This is a genomic window from Roseicyclus sediminis (assembly GCF_025515305.1).
In the GTDB taxonomy this organism is placed as follows: domain Bacteria; phylum Pseudomonadota; class Alphaproteobacteria; order Rhodobacterales; family Rhodobacteraceae; genus Roseibacterium; species Roseibacterium sediminis.
In genome coordinates, this window is record NZ_JAOPHT010000028.1 from 1 (window position 1) to 24244 (window position 24244).

23 protein-coding genes and 1 tRNA gene are annotated in these 24244 nt (G+C 65.9%); 20 read left to right on the forward strand and 4 right to left on the reverse strand.

The genetic code is table 11. The features are described 5' to 3' along the window. From N8I71_RS20125 to gndA, 3 genes are all read left to right on the forward strand, one after another. The coding region (locus tag N8I71_RS20125) for an EF-Tu C-terminal domain-related protein (protein ID WP_454824047.1) at positions 1 to 177 on the forward strand (177 nt) is incomplete at its 5' end. 217 nt (positions 178 to 394) lie between these two features. Further along, a complete protein-coding gene (locus N8I71_RS20130; protein WP_262879839.1) occupies positions 395 to 1045 on the forward strand; it encodes a CatB-related O-acetyltransferase in 651 nt (216 codons plus the stop codon). Between the two features lie 99 nt (positions 1046 to 1144). Beyond that, complete coding sequence (gene gndA, locus N8I71_RS20135; protein WP_262879840.1) at positions 1145 to 2563, forward strand: NADP-dependent phosphogluconate dehydrogenase; 1419 nt, start codon at positions 1145 to 1147, stop codon at positions 2561 to 2563. Between the two features lie 4 nt (positions 2564 to 2567). Here gndA and N8I71_RS20140 read toward each other — a convergent pair whose 3' ends face one another. Continuing rightward, positions 2568 to 2828, reverse strand: a complete 261-nt coding sequence (locus N8I71_RS20140) for a hypothetical protein (RefSeq protein WP_262879841.1) — start codon at positions 2826 to 2828, stop codon at positions 2568 to 2570. A 120-nt stretch (positions 2829 to 2948) separates the two neighbouring features. Between N8I71_RS20140 and N8I71_RS20145 the strand changes: the two genes are divergently transcribed. Next, positions 2949 to 3024, forward strand: a tRNA-Trp gene (locus tag N8I71_RS20145). 31 nt (positions 3025 to 3055) lie between these two features. On the opposite strand, the gene N8I71_RS20150 is transcribed toward N8I71_RS20145, so the two are convergent. Further along, entirely contained in the window at positions 3056 to 3562 is a 507-nt protein-coding gene (locus N8I71_RS20150) for a YdcF family protein (protein WP_262879842.1), read from the reverse strand. A gap of 70 nt (positions 3563 to 3632) precedes the next feature. Here N8I71_RS20150 and secE point away from each other — a divergent pair, with 70 nt between their 5' ends. Next, a complete protein-coding gene (gene secE, locus N8I71_RS20155) occupies positions 3633 to 3857 on the forward strand; it encodes a preprotein translocase subunit SecE (protein ID WP_262879843.1) in 225 nt (74 codons plus the stop codon). Positions 3858 to 4050: 193 nt separating this feature from the next. After that, the gene (gene nusG / locus N8I71_RS20160; RefSeq protein ID WP_262879844.1) at positions 4051 to 4584 is read left to right on the forward strand and encodes a transcription termination/antitermination protein NusG; all 534 of its coding nucleotides are present in this window, start codon (positions 4051 to 4053) and stop codon (positions 4582 to 4584) included. 116 nt (positions 4585 to 4700) lie between these two features. Here nusG and N8I71_RS20165 read toward each other — a convergent pair whose 3' ends face one another. Together N8I71_RS20165 and N8I71_RS20170 are read right to left on the reverse strand one after the other, a co-directional pair. Then, a complete protein-coding gene (locus N8I71_RS20165; RefSeq protein WP_262879845.1) occupies positions 4701 to 4895 on the reverse strand; it encodes a YgaP family membrane protein in 195 nt (64 codons plus the stop codon). A 69-nt stretch (positions 4896 to 4964) separates the two neighbouring features. Further along, positions 4965 to 5564 (reverse strand): Crp/Fnr family transcriptional regulator, encoded by a 600-nt coding sequence (locus N8I71_RS20170; RefSeq protein ID WP_262879846.1) that lies wholly within the window; start codon positions 5562 to 5564, stop codon positions 4965 to 4967. A 206-nt stretch (positions 5565 to 5770) separates the two neighbouring features. Between N8I71_RS20170 and rplK the strand changes: the two genes are divergently transcribed. The 14 genes from rplK to N8I71_RS20240 all read left to right on the forward strand — a co-directional run. Next, positions 5771 to 6223: a 50S ribosomal protein L11 gene (gene rplK / locus N8I71_RS20175; protein ID WP_262879847.1), complete on the forward strand. Its 453-nt coding sequence runs from the start codon at positions 5771 to 5773 to the stop codon at positions 6221 to 6223. Positions 6224 to 6226: 3 nt separating this feature from the next. Next, entirely contained in the window at positions 6227 to 6925 is a 699-nt protein-coding gene (gene rplA, locus N8I71_RS20180) for a 50S ribosomal protein L1 (protein ID WP_262879848.1), read from the forward strand. Positions 6926 to 7081: 156 nt separating this feature from the next. Beyond that, positions 7082 to 8554 carry a glycosyltransferase domain-containing protein gene (locus N8I71_RS20185; protein WP_262879849.1) on the forward strand — a complete coding sequence of 491 codons (1473 nt, stop codon included), beginning with the start codon at positions 7082 to 7084 and terminating at the stop codon, positions 8552 to 8554. 291 nt (positions 8555 to 8845) lie between these two features. Next, a complete protein-coding gene (gene rplJ, locus N8I71_RS20190) occupies positions 8846 to 9361 on the forward strand; it encodes a 50S ribosomal protein L10 (RefSeq protein ID WP_262879850.1) in 516 nt (171 codons plus the stop codon). A 63-nt stretch (positions 9362 to 9424) separates the two neighbouring features. Further along, entirely contained in the window at positions 9425 to 9802 is a 378-nt protein-coding gene (rplL, locus tag N8I71_RS20195; RefSeq protein WP_262879851.1) for a 50S ribosomal protein L7/L12, read from the forward strand. Between the two features lie 265 nt (positions 9803 to 10067). Next, a complete protein-coding gene (gene rpoB / locus N8I71_RS20200; protein ID WP_262879852.1) occupies positions 10068 to 14225 on the forward strand; it encodes a DNA-directed RNA polymerase subunit beta in 4158 nt (1385 codons plus the stop codon). Between the two features lie 75 nt (positions 14226 to 14300). Next, positions 14301 to 18533 carry a DNA-directed RNA polymerase subunit beta' gene (gene rpoC, locus N8I71_RS20205; protein ID WP_262879853.1) on the forward strand — a complete coding sequence of 1411 codons (4233 nt, stop codon included), beginning with the start codon at positions 14301 to 14303 and terminating at the stop codon, positions 18531 to 18533. Between the two features lie 121 nt (positions 18534 to 18654). Continuing rightward, positions 18655 to 18936 (forward strand): acylphosphatase, encoded by a 282-nt coding sequence (locus N8I71_RS20210; protein ID WP_262879854.1) that lies wholly within the window; start codon positions 18655 to 18657, stop codon positions 18934 to 18936. A gap of 70 nt (positions 18937 to 19006) precedes the next feature. Further along, positions 19007 to 19855, forward strand: a complete 849-nt coding sequence (locus N8I71_RS20215; protein ID WP_262879855.1) for a putative rhamnosyl transferase — start codon at positions 19007 to 19009, stop codon at positions 19853 to 19855. Continuing rightward, on the forward strand, positions 19852 to 20769 hold the full coding sequence (locus tag N8I71_RS20220) for a DMT family transporter (RefSeq protein WP_262879856.1): 918 nt from the start codon (positions 19852 to 19854) through the stop codon (positions 20767 to 20769). Before N8I71_RS20215 ends, N8I71_RS20220 begins: the two co-directional genes overlap by 4 nt. Before the next feature lie 293 nt (positions 20770 to 21062). Continuing rightward, the gene (gene rpsL / locus N8I71_RS20225) at positions 21063 to 21434 is read left to right on the forward strand and encodes a 30S ribosomal protein S12 (protein WP_071673925.1); all 372 of its coding nucleotides are present in this window, start codon (positions 21063 to 21065) and stop codon (positions 21432 to 21434) included. Positions 21435 to 21446: 12 nt separating this feature from the next. Further along, positions 21447 to 21917: a 30S ribosomal protein S7 gene (gene rpsG, locus N8I71_RS20230; RefSeq protein WP_262879857.1), complete on the forward strand. Its 471-nt coding sequence runs from the start codon at positions 21447 to 21449 to the stop codon at positions 21915 to 21917. A 29-nt stretch (positions 21918 to 21946) separates the two neighbouring features. Continuing rightward, on the forward strand, positions 21947 to 24070 hold the full coding sequence (fusA, locus tag N8I71_RS20235; protein WP_262879858.1) for an elongation factor G: 2124 nt from the start codon (positions 21947 to 21949) through the stop codon (positions 24068 to 24070). Positions 24071 to 24149: 79 nt separating this feature from the next. Further along, positions 24150 to 24244, forward strand: a 95-nt coding sequence (locus tag N8I71_RS20240) for a GTP-binding protein (RefSeq protein ID WP_018590913.1), incomplete at its 3' end; no start/stop codon positions are given.

Genomic DNA, 24244 nt, shown 5'->3' on the forward strand with positions numbered 1-24244 from the left:
GACGTGACGGGCACGGTTCAGCTTCCCGAGGGCACCGAGATGGTGATGCCGGGCGACAACCTGAAGTTCACGGTCGAGCTGATCGCGCCGATCGCCATGGAAGACGGCCTGCGCTTCGCCATCCGCGAAGGCGGCCGCACCGTCGGCGCAGGCGTCGTCTCCAAGATCATCGAGTGATCTTCTGCCTCCCCGAGCGGTTTCCTGAGGGAGACCGCTCGGGGAGATCGCGGTTTTCCCCGGTCGCCGGAGAGAATGACAAGGGACCGTCCCTCGGGGCGGTCCTTTCCTTTTGGGACCCTTTGGCCTAACACAGGACCCGAACCGATGGAGGGCGCCGTGGACCACACCGAGATCTGAGCCGTTTCCCTGAAACCCCAGAGACCGGAGGTCCGTCTTGGCGACCCCTTTTGCATCCCCCGACACGCTTCACCCCGTGCGTCTGCCCGATGGATCGCTCCATCTCGGCACCGTCTTCCTGAAACCCGCCATCGATCATCCGCGCATCGAGGTCGGCGACTATTCCTACGCATCGGCCTTCGATCCGCCGGAGGACTGGGCCGCGCGTCTCGCGCCCTGGCTCTTCGATTTCAGCCCCGAGTGTCTGGTGATCGGGCGGTTCTGCCAGATCGCGGACGGTGTCCGTTTCGTCACCTCGAGCGCCAATCACCGGTTCGACGGCATCTCCAGTTATCCCTTCGCCATCTTCGGCGGCGAGGGCGCGCCGGGCGAGCGGCCCTCCATGCCCGGTCCCGGGCCCGATACCGTGATCGGCCACGACGTGTGGATCGGCGCAAACGCCACGATCCTGCCCGGCGCGCGCCTTGGCACCGGGACGATTGTCGGCGCGGGTGCGGTGGTGGGCGGGGATATCCCGCCCTACAGCATCGTGGGGGGCAACCCGGGCCGCGTGATCCGCGCCCGCTTCGAGCCTGCCACGGTCGAACGATTGCTCGACCTTGCGTGGTGGGACTGGCCGATCGACCGGATCCTCGCCAGCGAGGCGGCGATCTGTGGCGGGGATGTCGAGGCGCTGGAGCGGGCCTAGGAGCGAGCATCGGCGCACAGGCCGCCTGCGCCCCGCGGGGTGGACCTCGGGCGCGGCCTGGCCCAGCCTGTCGGGGAACCAATCCGCGCGGAGCACACCATGACCGAGACATCCCGGATCGGCCTCATCGGCCTCGGCACGATGGGGGCGAACCTCGCCCTCAACATCGCCGAAGCGGGGCACCGCATCGCCGTCTTCAACCGGACGGCGGAAAAGACGCGCGCGTTTCACGCCGGGGCGGGCGATCTTGCGCCACGGATCGTGCCCACGGAGACGCTCGAGGCCTTCACGGCCGCGCTTGAGGTGCCGCGAACGATCCTGCTCATGGTGCCGGCCGGCAGCGCCGTCGACGACCAGATCGCGGCGCTCGCCCCGTATCTGTCACCGGGGGACATCCTAATCGATGGCGGCAATTCCGACTGGCAGGACAGCCGCGACCGCGCGGCCGCCCTTGCCGCCAAGGGCCTGCTCTTTCTCGGCCTCGGCGTTTCCGGCGGGGCGGAAGGCGCGCGGCATGGACCCTCCCTGATGGCGGGTGGCGCGCGCGAGGCCTGGCAAGGCGCCGAGCCGGTCCTCGCCTCGATCGCGGCGCGGTTCGACGGCGTTCCCTGCGCGGCCTTGTTCGGTGAGGGGGGCGCGGGACACTACGTCAAGACGGTTCACAACGGCATCGAATATGCCGACATGCAGATGATCGCAGAGGTCTATGGCCTCATGCGCGACGGGCAGGGGCGCGATGCCGCCGGGATCGCCGAGGTCTTCGCGCACTGGAACAAGGGTCCTCTCGAAAGCTACCTCGTCGAGATCGCGGCCGAAGTGGCGGCGACCGCGGACCCCGGAACGGGCCGTCCGCTGCTCGACGTGATCGCCGACCGTGCGGGCCAGAAGGGCACCGGGCGCTGGACGGTGATCGACGCGCAGAGGCGCGCGGCGCCGCTGCCGGCCGTCGAGGCGGCGGTGACGGCACGTGTCCTTTCGGGCGAGGCGGCGCTCAGGGCCGAGGGCCAGAAGCTGTTCGCAGGAGAGGGCAGGCTGGGTCCGCTCGAGGATGACGCGCTTGCCTCGGCGCTTCTGGCGGGCAAGGTCCTGGCCTACTCGCAGGGCTTCACGCTGCTCGAACGCGCCCGGCAGGAAGAAGGCTGGTCCATGCCGCTCGACGATGTGGCGCGGACGTGGCGGGCGGGCTGCATCATCCGCTGGCGCATGCTCGACGACATGGCAGGGGCGCTCGCGCAGGCCAAGCCGGGCAAACCGCTGGCCTTTGCCCCGGCCTTCGCCGAGTTGCTTTCCGAGCATGTTCCGGCCCTCCGCAAGGTCGTGTCGACGGCGACCCTCGCGGGGCTGCCGGTGCCCGCGCTCTCGGCCGCGCTGCAGCACTTCGATCAGCTTCGGCAGGCACGCGGCACGGCGAACATGATCCAGGGGCTGCGCGACCGCTTCGGGCGGCACGGCTTCGAACGCCTCGACCGGCCCGGCGAAAGCGGGTTTCACGGGCCCTGGGCGGACGGCGAGGACTGAGGCCTCAGCGGATCAGTCCATAGCGGCGGAACACCGCCTCGATCCGCTGGTTCAGGGTGAAGTCCGGGCCGTCGAACTGAACGAGCAGCAAGTAGAGTTCGCTGATGCCCGCGCAGTCGAGCTGTTCATAGGGCAGGTCGCGCGACATCGCGGGGATCATCGCGTCCACGTTGCCGCGCAGCTGTCCGCAGGTATGCTTGTCCGCGGCCGCGGGCTGCGGCTGCAGAGCGATGGAAAGGCCAAGGGCAAGAAGCAGGTGGCGCATGTCAGGGTCCCTTCGGGTCCGGTGGCGCTTCCACAGGATAGCGCCGCCGCGGTGCGCGGGCAAAGGCCTTTTCCCCGCTGGACAAGATGCGCGTTTCGCCCTATCCCGCATCCCGGCCTTAGGGGTGTAGCTCAGTTGGTAGAGCAGCGGATTCCAAATCCGCAGGCCGGGGGTTCGAGTCCCTCCGCCCCTGCCAGGCCACCCTCCCGACACTCGATCCGCCGCTCTCAGCGCAGTCGCAACAGCGCCGCGAGGTAGGCCGGGATTTCCCTGAGAACGCCCTTGATCTGCGGGCCGGCCCGCGCGCCTTTCCATGGTGGGGCGCTCGTTCGGACCTGCAGCCCCGCGCGCCTTGCGAGAAGCCTTGCGCGCGGGAGGTGGAAGGCGTCCGACACGATGATGACCGCGTTCAGACCGAGTGCGTCGAGGATCGGGCGGGCGAAGGCGATGTTCTCGGACGTGCTGGTCGAGCGATCCTCGAGGTGAATGACGGCGTCCGGCACGCCTTCCCGAACGAGGATGTCGCGCATCACCTCGGCCTCGGCGGGAGGGTGGCGGCCGGTCCCGCCACAGGGGACGATCGCGTCGCCTCGTCCCTCTTGCCAGAGGTGCGCCGCGTGGAGCGTTCGCCGCTCAAGCGTCGGCGATGGCCTCCCGCCGGGCCAGACTGCCGCGCCGAGAACGAGGATCGCGCATCCGGTGCGGCGTCCGCCTGTCTGGCCAGATGGCTCCATGCGACCCCTTCCGAGACCAATTGCCCGGGTCCGCGTCCCCCGGCTTGCGCCCTGCGGCGGCGATGCGTATATGCCGCCCCAGACGTATCCCGGGGACAAGACCATGGCCAACCCGTTCCAGTTCATGCAGCAGACGCGCGCCGAGATCGCCAAGGTGGTCTGGCCGACGCGGCGCGAAGTTCTGGTGACGACCGGCATGGTGTTCCTCATGGCCGTTGTCTTCGCCATCTTCTTCTTCGGCGTGGACTGGGCGATCCGGCAGCTGCTCGAGCTGATCCTGACCGTCTTCGGCTGAGGCCGGTGCCGCGGCGCGGCTGCGGGTCTTGATTTCCTCCGGTGCGGCGGGTAATGCCCTCCCACTTCCCCGAAAATGGCGTGCGTCGAATCGTGATGCACGCTGTTTCTTTTTCGGGGAGACGCGTTCGGGCGACGAACGGCAAGGAAAATAGCGCTCTCCAGGGGGCGGTCTGCGAAGGAACGAAAGCGAGATGGCGAAACGGTGGTATTCGGTCAGCGTGCTGTCCAACTTCGAGAAGCGTGTGGCTGAACAGATCCGCACTGCCGTGGCCGAGAAGGGCCTGCAGGACGTGATCGAGGAGGTCCTCGTCCCCGAGGAGGACGTCATCGAGATCCGCCGCGGCAAGAAGGTCACCGTTCCGCGCCGCTTCATGCCGGGCTACGTGCTCGTGCGCATGGACATGACGGACCAGGGGTACCACGCGATCAACTCGATCCCGCGCGTGACGGGCTTCCTCGGTCCCCAGGGCCGTCCGATGCCGATGCGCGACGAAGAGGTCAACTCGATCCTCAACCGGGTCGAGGAAGGCGAGGCCGCGCCGCGGTCGACCATCACCTTCGAGATCGGCGAGAAGGTGAAGGTGAACGACGGTCCGTTCGAGGATTTCGACGGCATGGTCGAGGAGGTCGACGACGACAACCAGCGCCTGAAGGTGACGGTGTCGATCTTCGGCCGCGCCACGCCCGTCGAACTGGAATTCACCCAGGTCTCCAAGCAGGGCTGACACGCTTTTCTCGGGAACGGCCGGGAAGGAAAATCGGCGCAGCCGCGGTTCGCGGGCTGCGCCGTTTCACGTTTGGGGGCACGGCCGTGCCTTATGCAGCGGCAGGCCGTTGCCCGTCAGCCCTTCTTCATCGGGCAGGTGTTGATCCCGAGGATCGAGTAGAGCGGGCACATGCCGACGAGACCCGTCAGCAGCGGCACCACGCCGATCCAGCCCCAGGGCGTCTGCGGGCCGATGAAGACCAGCGAAATGAGCACCAGGCCGGCGATGATGCGCAGGGCGCGGTCGAGATTGCCTTCGTTGCGGGTCATGGTCGTGTCTCCTTGTCTCTGAACATGGGAAAACCTTACACGGATGCGCCGCCGGCGTCGGTGACACTGTCACAGTGTGTCTGCGGCAATCCGTTCCAGCCCGGCGATATCGGCGAGGTCGATCCAGCCGCGTGCCGGAACCACGAGCCCCTGCCGTGCGAACTCCGCCAGCCGCCGCGAGACGAAGGCGCGGCCCGAGGCGGTCTCTGTGGCCAGCTGTTCGTGTGTCGCGTTCACCCGGTTCTCGCCGTCGCGCAGCCGCAGAAGGGTCCGGGCGAGCCGCGCGTCGAACCCGATGAGCGCGACGTCCTCGACCAGTTGCTCGAAGTCGCCGAAACGGCGGGCGACGGAGCTGAAGACATCGCCCCGAAAGGCGGGGTCGTCCGCCATTCGGGCATGGAATGCCTCTGGCGGCAGGATCACGCCCGAGAGGTCTGTCTCGGCCACGCCCTCGGCACGGTAGGTGCTCTGGTTGATGAGGCAGGAAAAGGTCTGCAGGCAGACATCGCCCGGTCTCACGCGGTAGAGTACCACCTCGCGTCCGTTCTCCGCCGAGAGCGAGACCCTGATCGTGCCCTCGTGCAGCATGACGAAGCCCGGGCATGGCTCTCCGGGGGAAAAGACGCGCGTTCCCTTGGGGAGCGACAGCTGTCGGGGGCGCAGGCTCATGACATCGTGAAACTGGCACAGGGCGGGTCCGCATGCCAATGGAAACGCCTTGCATCGCGCGCCGACCCTGTCTAAGGGACGCCAGTCGTCCCGAGGGACGGCGCATCCAACGTGGGAGGCGAGGGCATCGCGATGTCCGGACCGGACCACGTCCACAAAGGCCAAGGGGCGCGCCCCGATGGCTGTTGGAAGAAAGGAGAGGCCTCATGGCCAAGAAACTTGCTGGCAAGATGAAGTTGCAGATCAAGGCCGGCCAGGCGAACCCGTCGCCCCCGGTGGGCCCGGCGCTTGGTCAGCGCGGCATCAACATCATGGAATTCTGCAAGGCGTTCAACGCCAAGACGCAGGACATGGAACCCGGTGCCCCGCTGCCGACCGTGATCACCTACTACCAGGACAAGTCCTTCACGATGGACATCAAGACGCCGCCGGCGTCGTACTACCTCAAGAAGGCGGCGGGCCTGAAGCCCGTTGGCAAGCGCAATCGTCCGCGCGGCGCCGAGAAGCCGGGCCGCGAGACGATCGCGTCGATCACCCCCGCGCAGCTGCGCGAGATCGCCGAGGCGAAGATGCAGGACCTCAGCGCGAACGACGTCGAAGCGGCGATGCAGATCATCCTCGGCTCCGCCAAGTCGATGGGTATCGAGGTGAAAGGGTAAGTCATGGGCAAGATCGGAAAGCGTCTCAAGGCCGCCCAGGCCGCCTTCGAAGGCAAGGAAAACCTCAGCGTCGAGGACGCGGTCGAGCTGGTGAAGGCCAACGCCTCGGCCAAGTTCGACGAGTCGGTGGAAATCGCCATGAACCTCGGCGTCGACCCGCGCCACGCCGACCAGATGGTCCGCGGCACGGTCAACCTGCCGAACGGCACCGGCAAGACGGTGCGCGTCGCGGTCTTCGCGCGTGGCCCCAAGGCCGACGAAGCCAGGGCAGCGGGCGCCGACATCGTGGGCGCCGAGGACCTGATGGAAACCATCCAGGGCGGCACGATCGACTTCGATCGCTGCATCGCGACCCCGGACATGATGCCGATCGTCGGCCGTCTGGGTAAGGTGCTGGGCCCCCGCAACCTGATGCCGAACCCCAAGATCGGGACCGTCACCATGGACGTCGGCGAGGCCGTCAAGGCGGCCAAGGGCGGCCAGGTGCAGTTCAAGGTGGAGAAGGCCGGCGTCATTCATGCCGGTATCGGCAAGGCCTCCTTCGATGCGGCCAAGCTGGCCGAGAACCTGCGCGCCTTCGTGGACGCGGTGAACAAGGCGAAGCCTTCGGGCGCCAAGGGCACCTACCTGCGCAAGGTCTCGATCAGCTCGACCATGGGCCCCGGTGTCTCGGTGGCCCTGGACAGCGCGACGGGCAACTGATCGCGCCCGCACAGCGGGAAGAAAGAAACACGACGGCACCCCGGATCGCACCGGGGTGCCGTTTTCGTTTTGCCGTCGGCCCGCAGCCCAGCTAAGTTTCCGCCCAAAGACGCGGCGCCGGAAAAGGCGCCGCCCGGGCGGGCGCGGGGCAGGGCATTGGAACAGGTCGACAAGCAGGAACTCGAACGGCGCTACCGTGAACTGGTCGAACAGGTCATGGCGGAGTCGGTGGTCGACGAGTCGGAAGGAATGCGCCTTCTGAAATACAACGTCGGCGGCGACTTCAACTACGACGTCTACCGCCAGGTCCAGACCCTCGCCAACAAGCTGAAGATCGACAGCCAATGGGTGCCCGAGGCGCACATCGAGATCCTCAGCCGATATCTGAACCGCCATCGTCCGGGTGTGCGCGCGGGTCTTTGCCACGGCACGCGCAGGGGCAACGAGCAGGCCTGGTTCCGCCGCCATCTTTCTCCCGGCGTCGATGCCGAGGGCGCGGAGCATTCCGAGGCCGACGTGATCGGGACGGAGATCTCGGACACGGCGACGGATTTTCCGCACACGATCCAGTGGGATTTCCACGACTTGCGGGATGACTGGGTCGGCGCCATGGATTTCGTCTACTCGAATTCATGGGACCACTCCTTCGATCCGCCGAAGGCCTTCGGCGCATGGATACGGAGCCTCGCGCCCGGCGGCATTCTCCTTCTCGACCATGGCTGGAACTACAGTGTCGACCGGGTGACGGCGATGGACCCCTTCGGCATCAGCGAGGAGGTCCTGATCAAGATGCTGAACGCCGAATTCGGCGAATTCGGCCGGGTGGTTGACGTGATCGACGGGGGCATGCACCGCCGGCACAAGATCCGTACCGTGGTGTTCCGGGCTCACGCTCCGCTTGGCGGCACGGCGCAGGCCCGACGCGTCAAGGGCGGGGTCGCCGTCTATTCCTGCTATTTCGGCGCGCATGAACCCTTCAATCCGACGGCCATTCCGCTTGGCGACGACTTCGACACCGTGGTTTTCACCGATGCGCCGGATGTCGTGCCAGCGGGTGTTCAGGCGGTCGTCCTGCCTGAAACCGGCCTGTCTCCCGTTCTCCAGTCGCGCCTGCCCAAGCTGATGCCCGAGCGTCATTTCCCCGACCACGAATGGGTCATCTACGTGGACAACTGCGCCCGACTTAAGGTCGATCCGCGCGAACTGGTCGCCGAAATCGAAGGCGCGCATGGCGGTGCCGCGCCCGCAGGGCGATATCTCGTGCGCCATATGCGCCGGAATTGCCTTTACCGGGAGGCGCGCACCTGTTTTCGCAAGGGCTTCTATGACGAGGCCCAGTACGAGACTATCCTCGACGCCTGCAGAAAGGCCTATGTGCCGCGCAATGCCGGGCTATTCGCCAACATGATCTGCGTCCAGAAAATGGGTTCTCCCGAGACCGAGGCATTCAATTCAGCATGGTTCGGGGCCTATGCCGGCCTCATGCCGAGGGACCAGATCGCGCTGAGCTACGTGCGCTGGGTCACCGGCCATCGCCCCGAGACCCTGGACGCCCATGTGCGCGACCTCGTCCATTGGCCGGTCTATTCTGCAGAGCAACGCCGCGCGTACCGGGCCGAAGCGGCCTGAGCGCGAACTGACAAAAGCCGCGTGCGGGGCTTGGCAAATCGACGCTCAGAGGATACTCACCGCCCTTGCGAGAGAGCGCGCGATTCGTCACGCGCTCTTTTGCGTTTCGTCCGAGACGGTGGGTTGAGGGATTTCTCTCAATAATTCCTGCCCGAGGCGGGATCAGACCAGAAGGCCGAGGGCTCCGTTCGAGCGCCCGGGCGGTTTGGTTCCCGTTGACCGCGGACCAAAACCGCCGGAGCGATCCGGTACCATCGAGCCGGGGGGAGACCCCCAAACTGGAGTGAAACTGTGGATAGAGCCCAGAAAGAGAAAGTGGTCGAGGAACTCGGCCAGATCTTCGAAAGCTCTGGCGTCGTGGTGGTCGCACACTACGAGGGTCTCACGGTTGCCGAGATGCAGGACCTGCGCGCACGCATGCGTGAAGCGGGTGGGTCCGTCCGCGTCGCCAAGAACAGGCTCGCCAAGATCGCCCTGGAAGGAACCGATGTCTCTGGCATCACCGAGTTCCTGACGGGCATGACCGTTCTGTCCTATTCGGAAGATCCCGTGGCAGCAGCCAAGGTCGCCGAGGACTACGCCAAGGCGAACGACAAGTTCGTGATCCTCGGCGGAGCCATGGATGGGAAGGTTCTTGACCGCGCCGGTGTTACAGCCGTGTCCAAGATGCCGTCCCGCGAGGAGCTTATCGCTTCCATCGTCGGCTGCATCGGGGCACCTGCTTCGAACATCGCCGGGGCCATTGGCGCACCTGCTTCGAACATCGCCTCCATCCTTTCCACCATCGAGGAAAAGGCGGCGGCCTAAGGCATCCCCACGACCCGCACCTTGCGGCGTTGGAACACAATCCTACATACGGAACCTGAACAAATGGCTGATCTGAAGAAACTCGCAGAAGAGATCGTCGGTCTCACCCTCCTCGAAGCGCAGGAGCTCAAGACCATCCTCAAGGACGAATACGGCATCGAGCCCGCCGCAGGCGGCGCCGTGATGATGGCCGGCCCCGTCGGTGGCGAAGCTGCCGCCGCAGAGGAAGAGAAGACCGAATTCGACGTCGTTCTGAAGAACGCCGGCGCACAGAAGATCAACGTGATCAAGGAAGTGCGCGCGATCACCGGCCTGGGCCTCAAGGAAGCCAAGGACCTGGTCGAAGCCGGCGGCAAGATCAAGGAAGGCGTCGACAAGGCCGAAGCGGAAGACATCAAGGGCAAGCTGGAAGCAGCTGGCGCCGAGGTCGAGCTGGCCTGAGGACAAGGCGGGAGGTCGGGCTTCCCCGGAGGCCCGTTCTCCGCGAACGGACAGAGGCTGGGCCCGGAGAAATCCGGGTCCAGCCGACCGCGTCTTGGAAAGGGCCCGCGCGAAAGGGCGTTTTCCAAGGCGGTGGCAACGGGATCGGGATTTGCCGGTGGGACGGCAAACGGATTGATCCGTCACGTCTTGGATCTTGCGAGCTCTCCGCCGAGGCCCCGGCGGCGAGAGGGCCGCGCGAGACAGTGGAAAGGTGCGCTGTAGCATGGCTCAGACCTACGCAGGCCAGAAACGTATCCGTAAATTCTTCGGCAAAATCCGCGAAGTCCTGGAGATGCCGAACCTCATCGAGGTTCAGAAATCCTCCTACGACCTGTTCCTCGACTCCGGCGACGCCGACAAACCCACCGACGGCGAAGGCATCATGGGCGTCTTCCAGTCGGTTTTCCCGATCAAGGATTTCAACGAGACGGCGGTTCTGGAGTTCGTGAAGTACGAGCTCGAAGCGCCCAAGTTCGACGTCGAGGAGTGCCAGCAGCGCGACCTCACCTATGCCGCGCCCCTCAAGGTGACGCTGCGGCTGATCGTGTTCGATGTCGACGAGGATACCGGCGCCAAGTCGGTCAAGGACATCAAGGAGCAGGACGTGTTCATGGGGGACATGCCGCTCATGACCCCGAACGGCACGTTCATCGTGAACGGCACCGAGCGCGTCATCGTTTCCCAGATGCACCGCAGCCCGGGCGTGTTCTTCGATCACGACAAGGGCAAGACGCACTCCTCGGGCAAGCTGCTCTTCGCCTGCCGCATCATTCCCTATCGCGGCTCGTGGCTCGACTTCGAATTCGACGCCAAGGACATCGTCTTCGCGCGCATCGACCGGCGCCGGAAACTCCCGGTCACGACGCTGCTCTATGCGCTCGGCCTCGACCAGGAAGGCATCATGGATGCCTACTACGACACCGTCACCTTCAAGCTGGACAAGAAGAAGGGCTGGGTCACCAAGTTCTTCCCCGAGCGCGTGCGCGGCACGCGCCCGACCTACGACATCGTCGACGCCAAGACCGGTGAAGTGATCGCCGAGGCGGGCAAGAAGGTCACGCCGCGCGCGGTCAAGCAGATCATCGACGACGGCAAAGTCACCGAGATCCTCGTTCCCTTCGACCAGATTGTCGGGCGCTACGTCGCCAAGGACATCATCAACGAGGAAACCGGCGCGATCTACGTCGAGGCCGGCGACGAGCTGACGTGGGAAACCGACAAGGATGGCGACGTCACGGGCGGCACGCTTAAGGAGCTCATGGACGCGGGCATCACCGAGGTGCCGGTCCTCGACATCGACAACGTCAATGTCGGCCCCTACATCCGCAACACCGTGGCGATGGACAAGAACCTCAACCGGGACACCGCGTTGATGGACATCTACCGCGTCATGCGCCCCGGTGAGCCGCCGACTGTGGAAGCCGCCTCGACGCTGTTCAACCAGCTCTTCTTCGACAGCGAGCGCTACGATCTTTCGGCGGTCGGCCGGGTGAAGATGAACATGCGCCTTGACCTCGACGCCGAGGACACGCAGCGCACGCTGCGCCGCGAGGACATCATCGCCTGCGTCAAGGCGCTGGTGGAGCTGCGCGACGGCAAGGGCGAGATCGACGACATCGACCACCTCGGCAACCGGCGGGTGCGCTCGGTCGGCGAGCTGATGGAGAACCAGTACCGCGTCGGCCTGCTGCGGATGGAGCGCGCGATCAAGGAGCGCATGTCGTCGGTCGAGATCGACACGGTCATGCCGCAGGACCTGATCAACGCGAAACCGGCGGCCGCCGCCGTGCGGGAGTTCTTCGGCTCCTCGCAGCTGTCGCAGTTCATGGACCAGACCAACCCGCTGTCGGAAGTCACGCACAAGCGTCGCCTTTCGGCGCTTGGCCCGGGCGGCCTGACGCGCGAGCGTGCCGGCTTCGAGGTGCGCGACGTGCACCCGACGCATTATGGCCGGATGTGCCCGATCGAGACGCCGGAAGGCCCGAACATCGGTCTCATCAACTCGCTCGCCACCTTCGCGCGGGTGAACAAGTACGGCTTCATCGAGACGCCGTATCGCAAGGTGAAGGACGCGCAGGTGACCGATGAGGTCGTCTACATGTCCGCGACCGAGGAGATGCGTCACACCGTGGCGCAGGCGAACGCCAACCTCAGCGAGGATGGGCAGTTCATCAACGAGATGGTGAACACCCGCCAGTCGGGCGAGTACACGCTTGCCCCGCGCGAGGCCGTGGACCTGATCGACGTGTCGCCGAAACAGCTGGTTTCGGTCGCCGCGTCGCTGATCCCGTTCCTCGAGAACGACGACGCGAACCGCGCCCTCATGGGCTCGAACATGCAGCGTCAGGCCGTGCCGCTGCTGCAGGCGGACGCGCCCTTCGTGGGCACGGGCATCGAGAGCAAGGTCGCCATCGACAGTGGCGCGGCCATCCAGGCGCGCCGCGCGGGGATCATCGACCAGGTCGATGCCCAGCGGATCGTGGTGCGCGCGACGGAGGATCTCACGCTCGGCGACGCCGGCGTGGACATCTACCGCCTGCGCAAGTTCCAGCGCTCGAACCAGAACACCTGCATCAACCAGCGCCCGCTGGTGAAGGTCGGCGACACGGTGTCCAAGGGCGAGGTCATCGCCGACGGCCCGTCGACCGACATGGGTGAACTGGCGCTGGGCAAGAACGTGATCGTCGCGTTCATGCCTTGGAACGGCTACAACTACGAGGACTCGATCCTGATTTCCGAGCGCATCGTGCGCGACGACGTCTTCACCTCGATCCACATCGAGGAATTCGAGGTCGCGGCCCGCGACACCAAGCTCGGGCCGGAAGAGATCACCCGCGACATCCCGAACGTCGGCGAGGAGGCCCTGCGCAACCTCGACGAGGCGGGCATCGTCTATATCGGCGCCGAAGTGGGGCCGGGCGACATCCTCGTGGGCAAGATCACGCCCAAGGGCGAAAGCCCGATGACGCCGGAGGAAAAGCTTCTTCGCGCGATCTTCGGCGAGAAGGCCTCGGACGTTCGCGACACCTCGCTCCGGCTGCCGCCGGGCGACTTCGGCACGGTCGTGGAAGTGCGCGTCTTCAACCGCCATGGCGTGGAGAAGGACGAACGCGCGCTGCAGATCGAGCGCGAGGAAGTCGAGCGCCTGGCCCGTGACCGGGACGACGAGCTCGTCATCCTCGAACGCAACATCTACGCGCGCCTCAAGTCCATGATCCTCGGCAAGACCGCGGTGAAGGGTCCGAAGGGCGTCAAGGCCGGCTCCGAGATCACCGAGGAGCTTCTCGACACCCTCAGCCGCGGCCAGTGGTGGCAGCTCGCCCTCGGGGACGAGCAGGACGCCGCCCAGGTCGAGGCGCTGCACGAGCAGTTCGAGGCGCAGAAGCGCGCGCTCGATCACCGCTTCGAGGACAAGGTCGAGAAGGTCCGCCGCGGCGACGACCTGCCTCCGGGCGTGATGAAGATGGTCAAGGTCTTCATCGCGGTGAAGCGCAAGCTTCAGCCGGGCGACAAGATGGCCGGCCGTCACGGCAACAAGGGCGTCATCTCCAAGGTGGTTCCGATGGAGGACATGCCGTTCCTCGCGGATGGCACTCCGGTGGACTTCGTTCTCAACCCGCTCGGCGTGCCGTCGCGGATGAACGTGGGCCAGATCCTCGAAACGCACATGGGCTGGGCCGCGCGCGGCCTCGGCCTCAAGATCGACGAGGCACTGGACGAGTATCGCCGCTCGGGTGACATGACCCCGGTGCGCGATGCCCTGAAGATCGCCTACGGCGACGAGACCTACAACGACGCCTTCGGGGACATGAACGAGGCACAGGTGATCGAGGCCGCCGGCAACGTCACCAGCGGCGTGCCGATCGCGACCCCGGTCTTCGACGGCGCCAAGGAGGCCGACGTGAACGACGCACTGGTGCGCGCCGGCTTCAGCCAGAGCGGCCAGTCCGACCTCTTCGACGGCCGCACGGGCGAGAAGTTCGCGCGTCCGGTCACGGTCGGCGTCAAGTACCTGCTGAAGCTGCACCACCTGGTGGACGACAAGATCCACGCGCGCTCGACCGGGCCCTACAGCCTCGTCACGCAGCAGCCGCTCGGCGGCAAGGCGCAGTTCGGCGGCCAGCGCTTCGGCGAGATGGAGGTCTGGGCACTCGAGGCGTATGGCGCCGCCTACACGCTGCAGGAGATGCTCACCGTCAAGTCGGACGACGTGGCGGGCCGGACCAAGGTCTACGAGTCGATCGTCAAGGGCGAGGACAACTTCGAGGCCGGCGTGCCGGAATCGTTCAACGTTCTCGTCAAGGAGGTCCGCGGCCTGGGCCTCAACATGGAACTCCTGGATGCGGAGGAGGACGAAGAGGGCGGTATCGCGGCGGAGTAATCCGCCCGTGTCGCCCGGGGCGGTCCATGCCGGCCGCCCCCTTCCCACCCGCGCCCTTATTCTCAAGGATTCGACATGAACCAGGAACTCACCAACAACCCGTTCAACCCGCTGACCCCGCCCAAGGCGTTCGACGAGATCAAGGTCTCGCTGGCATCGCCCGAGCGGATCCTCAGCTGGTCCTACGGCGAGATCAAGAAACCCGAGACGATCAACTACCGCACGTTCAAGCCCGAGCGTGACGGCCTGTTCTGCGCGCGCATCTTCGGGCCGACGAAGGACTACGAGTGCCTTTGCGGCAAGTACAAGCGCATGAAGTATCGCGGCGTCGTCTGCGAGAAGTGCGGCGTGGAGGTCACGCTGCAGAAGGTCCGCCGCGAGCGTATGGGCCACATCGAGCTGGCGGCACCCGTCGCGCACATCTGGTTCCTCAAGTCGCTGCCCTCCCGCATCGGCCTGATGCTGGACATGACGCTGCGCGACCTGGAGCGGATCCTCTATTTCGAGAACTACGTGGTGATCGAGCCGGGTCTGACCGACCTGTCTTACGGTCAGCTGATGAGCGAGGAGGAATTCCTCGACGCGCAGGATGCCTATGGCTCCGACGCCTTCCAGGCGAACATCGGCGCCGAGGCGATCCGCGAGATGCTGGCGGCGATCGACCTCGAAAGCGAGGCCACGCAGCTGCGCGAGGACCTCAAGGAGGCCACGGGCGAGCTCAAGCCGAAAAAGATCATCAAGCGTCTGAAGATCGTCGAGTCGTTCCTGGAGTCGGGCAACCGGCCCGAGTGGATGGTCATGACGGTGATCCCGGTCATCCCGCCGGAACTGCGCCCGCTCGTGCCGCTCGATGGCGGCAGGTTCGCGACGTCGGACCTCAACGACCTTTACCGCCGGGTCATCAACCGGAACAACCGTCTCAAGCGGCTGATCGAGCTGCGCGCGCCCGACATCATCATCCGCAACGAAAAGCGGATGCTGCAGGAATCGGTCGATGCGCTGTTCGACAACGGCCGTCGCGGCCGGGTCATCACCGGTGCCAACAAGCGGCCGCTGAAGTCGCTGTCGGACATGCTCAAGGGCAAGCAGGGCCGGTTCCGGCAGAACCTGCTCGGCAAGCGCGTGGACTTCTCGGGCCGCTCGGTCATCGTGACCGGCCCCGAACTCAAGCTCCATCAGTGCGGCCTGCCCAAGAAGATGGCGCTCGAGCTCTTCAAGCCGTTCATCTACTCGCGGCTTGAGGCCAAGGGCCTGTCCTCCACCGTCAAGCAGGCCAAGAAGCTCGTCGAGAAGGAGCGCCCGGAAGTCTGGGACATCCTCGACGAGGTGATCCGCGAGCATCCCGTTCTGCTGAACCGGGCGCCGACGCTGCACCGCCTTGGCATCCAGGCTTTCGAGCCCATCCTGATCGAAGGCAAGGCGATCCAGCTTCACCCGCTCGTCTGCTCGGCCTTCAACGCCGACTTCGACGGCGACCAGATGGCCGTGCACGTTCCGCTGAGCCTCGAGGCGCAGCTGGAAGCGCGCGTCCTGATGATGTCGACGAACAACGTTCTGTCGCCCGCCAACGGCGCGCCGATCATCGTTCCGTCGCAGGACATGATCCTGGGCCTCTACTACGTTACGCTCGAGCGTGAGGGCATGAAGGGCGAGGGCATGATCTTCGCCGACGTGGACGAGGTCCGCCACGCGCTCGACGCGGGCGAGGTGCACCTGCACTCGCGCGTGAAGGCGCGGATCAAGCAGATCGACGAGGAAGGCAACGAGGTCTGGCGGCGCTACGACACGACGCCGGGTCGCGCGCTTCTGGGCGATCTTCTGCCGCTCAACGCCAAGGCGCCTTTCGATCTGGTGAACCGTCTTCTGCGGAAGAAGGAAGTGCAGCAGGTCATCGACACCGTCTACCGCTACTGCGGCCAGAAGGAGTCGGTCATCTTCTGCGACCAGATCATGACCATGGGCTTCCGCGAGGCGTTCAAGGCCGGCATCTCGTTCGGCAAGGACGACATGGTCATCCCCGACGACAAGTGGACGCTGGTCGACGAGACCCGCGAACAGGTCAAGGAATTCGAACAGCAGTACATGGATGGCCTGATCACCCAGGGTGAGAAGTACAACAAGGTCATCGATGCCTGGTCGAAAGCCAACGACAAGGTGACGGACGCCATGATGGCGACCATCTCGTCGAAGAAGTACGACGAGAACGGCGCCGAGCAGGAGCCGAACTCGGTCTACATGATGGCCCACTCCGGTGCCCGTGGCTCGGTCACCCAGATGAAGCAGCTGGGCGGCATGCGCGGCCTCATGGCCAAGCCTTCGGGCGAGATCATCGAGACGCCGATCATCTCGAACTTCAAGGAAGGCCTGACCGTGCTGGAGTACTTCAACTCCACCCACGGCGCCCGGAAGGGCCTGTCGGACACCGCGCTCAAGACGGCGAACTCGGGTTACCTGACCCGTCGTCTGGTGGACGTGGCGCAGGACTGCATCGTTCGCATGAACGACTGCGGCACCGAGCGGACGATCACCGCGCAGGCGGCCGTCAACGACGGCGAGGTCGTGGCCTCGCTGGCCGAGCGCATCCTCGGACGGACCGCGGGCGAGGACGTCTTCGTGCCCGGCACCGACGAGGTTATCGTGGCCAAGGGCGAACTGATCGACGAGCGCAAGGCCGATGCGGTCGAGCAGGCCGGTGTCGTCTCCATGGCGATGCGGAGCCCGCTGACCTGTGAAGCCGAGGAAGGCGTCTGTGCGGCCTGCTACGGCCGTGACCTGGCGCGGGGCACACGGGTGAACGTCGGCGAGGCCGTCGGCATCATCGCGGCCCAGTCCATCGGCGAACCCGGCACGCAGCTGACGATGCGGACGTTCCACATCGGCGGCGTCGCGCAGGGTGGCCAGCAGTCCTTCCAGGAGGCCAACGTCGAGGGCACGATCGCCTTCGCGAACCCCAACCTCCTGAAGAACGTCGCCGGCGAGCAGATCGTGATGGGCCGCAACATGCAGCTCGTCATCACCGACGACCAGGGCGCCGAACGGGCGAGCTTCAAGCTCGGCTACGGCACCAAGGTCATGGTGGAGGACGGGGCCAAGATCAGCCGCGGCGACCGCCTGTTCGAGTGGGACCCCTACACGCTTCCGATCATCGCCGAAGCCGCGGGCACGACGAAGTTCGTCGACCTGATCTCGGGCGTGTCGATCCGCGAGGATACCGACGACGCGACCGGCATGACGCAGAAGATCGTGTCCGACTGGCGCACCGCGCCCAAGGGCAACGAGCTGAAGCCGGAGATCATCATCGTCGGCGAGGACGGGGAGCCCGTGCGCAACGAGCAGGGGAACCCGGTCACCTACACGATGTCGGTGGACGCGATCCTGTCGGTCGAGGACGGCCAGCAGATCCAGGCCGGCGACGTCGTCGCACGGATCCCGCGCGAGGGCGCCAAGACCAAGGACATCACCGGCGGTCTGCCGCGGGTGGCGGAACTGTTCGAGGCGCGCCGTCCGAAGGACCACGCGATCATCGCCGAGATCGACGGCTACGTGAAATTCGGACGCGACTTCAAGAACAAGCGCCGGATCGCCATCGTTCCCGCCGACGACAGCCTCGAGCCGGTCGAGTACATGGTGCCGAAGGGCAAGCACATCCCCGTTGCCGAGGGCGATTTCGTCCAGAAAGGCGACTACATCATGGACGGGAACCCCGCGCCGCATGACATCCTGCGGATCATGGGGATCGAGGCGCTTGCCGGTTACCTGATCGACGAGGTGCAGGACGTCTACCGACTGCAGGGCGTGAAGATCAACGACAAGCACATCGAGGTGATCGTTCGCCAGATGCTGCAGAAGTGGGAGATCCTCGACAGCGGCGAGACGACGCTTCTCAAGGGCGAGAACGTCGACAAGGCCGAGTTCGACGAGGCCAACGAGAAGGCGATCGCCAAGGGCGGCCGCCCGGCAGAAGGCGAGCCGATCCTTCTCGGGATCACCAAGGCGTCGCTTCAGACCCGGTCGTTCATCTCGGCCGCCTCCTTCCAGGAGACCACGCGCGTGCTGACCGAGGCGTCCGTCCAGGGCAAGCGCGACAAGCTCGTGGGCCTTAAGGAGAACGTCATCGTCGGGCGCCTGATCCCAGCCGGCACGGGCGGGGCCACGCAGCGCGTGCGCCGCATCGCCGCCGAGCGGGACAACAAGGTGATCGAGGCCGCACGCGCCGAGGCCGAGGCCGCCGCCGCACTGGCTGCGCCCGAGGCGATCTTCGGCGCGGATGCGGCCGAGACGGTCGCAGAGGAGACCGGCGAGGAATAAGGACCTCGCCACGATCCGAAAGGAACTCCGGAACGCCCCGCCCTCACCGGCGGGGCGTTTCGCGTTTCGGGCATCCCGTGCGAGGCTGCACCCGATGCACGAAGCCAGGGAGGACCGGGACATGCCGGGCGATACCACCGCGACCGAAGTCCGGGTCAGGGGCCGGGTGCAGGGCGTGGCCTTCCGGGCCTGGACGAAGGCCAGGGCCCAGGCGCTCGGTCTCGCGGGCTGGGTGCGCAACGAGGCTGACGGATCGGTGATGGCCGTCATCGAAGGGCCCGCCGACGCCGTGGCGCGGATGCTAGACGCGTTCGGGAAGGGGCCACCGGCCGCCCGCGTCGATGCCGTGACCGCGAGCCCGGTCGAGGTGGCGGGCCTCGCCGGGTTCCGCGTGCTCCGATAGGGGACGCGGGCATTCCCTCGGCCTTCGGCCTGATCTAGGCTTGCCGACGGAGAGGCAGGCGGGCCGAGACATGGGCAGAAGACCGGACAACCAGGTGATCGGCGTCTGCCGCTTCTCCTACCCCGCGACCGCGGGGTTCCGGTTGTCGTCGAAGGGCACTGACAAGGTCATCGAGACGCTCTACGCACCCGAGCGCATGCGCTATCGCTTCACCTGTTTCGAGCAGATCTGCCTGCCGTCGCTGGCCGCCCAGACCGACAGGGACTTCCGGCTCGTCGCGCTGGTGGGGGACATGATGCCGATCCGCTGGCGCCGGCGGCTGAAGTCGCTCCGGGCGACCTATCCCTTCCTCGAGATCTGCGCGATGGAGCCCGTCGGCCCGCTGCAGGCGACGCGCCGCGCCTTCCGGGTCGGCGGCGATGAGGGCGTTCCCTACGTCACCGGCTTCCGCATCGACGACGACGACGCCGTGGCGGTGGACTATGTCGAACGGCTGCGGGACACCGCGGACCGGCTGCTCGACATCGGGTGGGCCGATGCCGAGACGCCCGCCGTCATCGGCTACCAGACCGGGCTCTACTGGGCGCTGGACGATCCTGCGCTTCCGCTCTACCGCTACAGCGAGACACGTCCACTCGGTCAGGCAAGCGCCATGGTCACGGCCTTCGATTTCCAGCACAACATCTACCGTTGGAACCACGCCCACCTGCTGGCCAATGCCCGCTGCTGGACCGACCCGCGGGACGACATGTTCCTGCGCACGCTCCATGGTGGCAACGACAGCACGCGGACGGCGCCGAAGGGAGCCTCCAGGCTTGCCCCTGCGATGGCGGACGAGGCCCTGAGCCAGCGTTTCGGCCTTGCCCCGAAGGCCGTGCGCCAGGCCATCGCGCGGCTGACCAGGGCCGCCCCGGAATGAGCCTCGGCCCGAACCTGAAGGGCGCCCTGCTGATGACGGCGAGCATGGGGGCCTTCACCCTCAACGACGCGTTCGTGAAACTGGCGGCGCAGGACCTGCCGCTGTTCCAGATCGTGTTCCTGCGCGGTCTGCTGACCACGACGATGCTCGCCTTGCTGGCCGCCGCCTTTGGTCAGTTCACCTTCCGCATCCCGCACGAGGACCGCTCGCGGGTCGCGTGGCGAACCCTCTTCGAGATCACCGCGATGGTGGCCTTCCTGATGGCGCTGGTGAACATGCCCATCGCCAACGCGACGGCGCTGCTGTCGGCGCTGCCGCTCGTCGTGACGGTGGCGGCCACGGTCTTCCTCGGCGAGCCGCTGGGCTGGCGCCGGATGAGTGCCGTTCTGGTGGGGTTCGCGGGGGTCATGCTGATCGTGCAGCCAGGGACCGAGGGCTTCAACGCATGGTCACTCTCGGCGCTTCTGGCCGTGGTCATCATCACCGGGCGGGACCTGGTCACGCGGCGGTTCAGTCCGGGCCTGCCCTCGATGGCGGTGGCGGTCATCACGGCGGCCGCGGTGGCGGTCTTCGGCGGCCTTCTCAGCCTGACGGAACCCTGGGTGATGCCGGGCCTGCGCGAGGCCGGTTTCATCGCGCTGGCCGCGGTCTTCATCATCGGCGGCTATCTCTTCTCGATCATGGTCATGCGGGTGGGCGAAGTCGGGTTCACCGCGCCCTTCCGCTACACGTCCCTGGTGTTTGCGCTGGTCCTCGGGCTGGCATTCTTCGGCGAGTGGCCGAACGCTCTGGCCCTGTCCGGGGCGGCGATCGTGGTGGCGACCGGCATCTACACGATCCTGCGCGAAAGGGCGGTTGCGGCACGCGCGCGCAGGTCGGCGGCGGCGGCTCAGCCCCGCCCGGAGGCCCACTGACGCGACGGCCATCCGACAACGGGCCGTGCCGCTCCGGGGCGCTGTTGACACCCGTATCGACTCCCCCTATACCGCGCGCCACTTGGCCGGGTGCCGCCGCATGGCGTACCGGCCTCCGAAAACAGAATTGTAGTGGTCATGATCCGGGCCGTTTGAGCGCCCCGATCCTCTGAAACTTCCACCGCAGCGTCCTCCAGGTAGGGAAGGGATGCATGCGGTTTTGGTGTTTTCGCGTTGCCGGATGACCGGGCGCGGGCCACCGCCGACACGAGAGAGCCAGACGGGGAGACCCCATGCCGACGATTCAGCAGCTGATCCGCAAGCCGCGGCAGCCCAAAGTGAAACGCTCCAAGTCCCAGCACCTGGAGAGCTGCCCGCAAAAGCGCGGTGTCTGCACGCGCGTCTACACGACGACGCCGAAGAAGCCGAACTCGGCCATGCGGAAGGTCGCCAAGGTGCGCCTGACCAACGGTTACGAGGTGATCAGCTACATCCCCGGCGAGAGCCACAACCTTCAGGAGCACTCGGTGGTCCTGATCCGTGGCGGCCGGGTGAAGGACCTTCCCGGCGTGCGCTATCACATCCTGCGCGGCGTGCTCGACACGCAGGGCGTCAAGGACCGTCGCCAGCGCCGTTCGAAATACGGCGCCAAGCGCCCCAAGTAAGAGGATACCACCATGTCCCGCCGCCATCGCGCCGAGAAACGCGAAGTCCTGCCCGACGCCAAGTTCGGTGACCGCGTTCTGACCAAGTTCATGAACAACCTGATGATCGACGGCAAGAAATCGACCGCCGAACGCATCGTCTACAACGCCTTCGACCGCGTCGAGGGTCGTCTCAAGCGGGCCCCCGTCGAGGTGTTCCACGAGGCGCTCGACAACATCAAGCCGTCCGTCGAGGTCCGCTCGCGCCGGGTCGGTGGTGCCACCTACCAAGTCCCCGTCGAAGTCCGCCCCGAGCGTCGCGAAGCGCTCGCCATCCGCTGGCTCATCAACGCGGCCCGTGCTCGCAACGAGAACACCATGGAAGAGCGTCTGGCCGGGGAACTGGTCGACGCCGTGAACTCGCGCGGCTCGGCCGTGAAGAAGCGGGAAGACACCCACAAGATGGCCGACGCCAACAAGGCGTTCAGCCACTACCGCTGGTAAGTTTCATCTTAGCCTGAGGACCTCCCCAAATGGCACGCGATTATCCGCTCGAGCGCTACCGCAACTTCGGGATCATGGCGCACATCGACGCCGGCAAGACCACGACGACGGAGCGCATCCTGTATTACACCGGCCGGTCCCACAAGATCGGCGAAGTCCATGATGGCGCCGCCACCATGGACTGGATGGAGCAGGAGCAGGAGCGCGGGATCACCATCACGTCGGCCGCCACCACCACCTTCTGGCAGTGGCAGGAAGACCCGACCGCCGAGGGCACGTCGGACACCAAGACGCGCTTCAACATCATCGACACCCCCGGCCACGTCGATTTCACCATCGAGGTGGAACGTTCGCTGGCCGTGCTCGACGGTGCCGTGGCACTTCTCGATGCCAACGCCGGCGTCGAGCCGCAGACCGAGACCGTCTGGCGTCAGGCCGACCGTTACAAGGTTCCGCGGATGGTCTTCGTCAACAAGATGGACAAGATCGGCGCCGACTATTTCAACTGCGTGAAGATGATCAAGGATCGCACGGGCGCGACCCCGGTTCCGGTCAACTTCCCGATCGGTGCCGAGGACCAACTCGAGGGCATCGTCGACCTCGTCACCATGGAAGAGTGGGTCTGGCAGGGCGAGGATCTCGGCGCGTCGTGGACGCGTCAGCCGATCCGTCCCGAGCTGCAGGAGCTCGCAGACGAGTGGCGCGGCAAGCTGGTCGAAGCCGCCGTCGAGATGGATGACGACGCCATGATGGCGTATCTCGAAGGCGAGGAGCCCGACGTTCCGACGCTGCGCAAGCTGATCCGCAAGGGTACGCTGTCGCTCAGCTTCGTTCCGGTCCTGGGTGGTTCGGCCTTCAAGAACAAGGGTGTCCAGCCGCTGCTGAACGCCGTGGTCGACTTCCTCCCGAGCCCGCTCGACGTGGTCGACTACATGGGCTTCAAGCCCGGCGACGAAACCGAAGAGCGCAACATCGCCCGCCGCGCGGACGATGCGATGCCCTTCGCCGGTCTGGCGTTCAAGATCATGAACGACCCCTTCGTCGGTTCGCTGACCTTCACGCGCGTCTATTCGGGCGTCCTCAAGAAGGGCGACTCGATCCTGAACTCCACGAAGGGCAAGAACGAGCGCATCGGCCGCATGATGATGATGCATTCCAACAACCGCGAGGAAATCGACGAGGCCTTCGCGGGCGACATCATCGCGCTTGCCGGTCTGAAGGAAACGACCACGGGTGACACGCTCTGCGACAAGCAGCAGCCTGTCGTGCTCGAGACGATGACCTTCCCCGATCCGGTGATCGAGATCGCCGTCGAGCCCAAGACGAAGGCCGACCAGGAGAAGATGTCCCAGGGCCTGCAGCGGCTTGCCGCCGAGGACCCGTCCTTCCGCGTCGAGACCGACCTCGAGTCCGGTCAGACCATCATGAAGGGCATGGGCGAACTTCACCTCGACATCCTCGTCGACCGCCTGAAGCGGGAGTTCAAGGTCGAGGCGAACATCGGTGCGCCGCAGGTGGCCTACCGTGAAACGATCGGCATGAAGATCGAGCACACCTACACCCACAAGAAGCAGTCGGGTGGTTCGGGTCAGTACGCCGAGGTCAAGCTCGAGATCTCCCCGACCGAGCCGGGCGAAGGCTACTCCTTCGAGAGCCGGATCGTCGGCGGCGCGGTGCCGAAGGAATACGTCCCCGGCGTCGAGAAGGGCATCAAGTCGGTGATGGACTCCGGTCCGCTCGCGGGCTTCCCCGTGATCGACTTCAAGGTGGCGCTTCTGGACGGCAAGTTCCACGACGTGGACTCGTCGGTCCTCGCCTTCGAGATCGCCAGCCGCATGTGCATGCGCGAAGGCCTCAAGAAGGCGGGTGCGAAACTGCTCGAGCCGATGATGAAGGTCGAGGTCGTGACGCCGGAGGAATACACCGGCGGCATCATCGGTGACCTGACCTCGCGGCGCGGCCAGGTGACTGGCCAGGAGACCCGTGGCAACGCGATCGCGATCAACGCCTTCGTGCCGCTGGCCAACATGTTCGGCTACATCAACACCCTGCGCTCCATGTCCTCGGGCCGCGCGCAGTTCACGATGCAGTTCGACCACTACGAGCCGGTTCCGCAGAACATCTCCGAAGAGATCCAGTCGAAATACGCATGACGGGCAGGCGGGGTGAACCCCGCCCTACCCACAAACCGTAGGGCGGGGATCACCCCGCCACCCGATAAAGGAGGCCATCATGGCAAAGGCAAAGTTTGAACGTAACAAGCCGCACGTGAACATCGGCACGATTGGTCACGTTGACCACGGCAAGACGACGCTGACGGCTGCGAT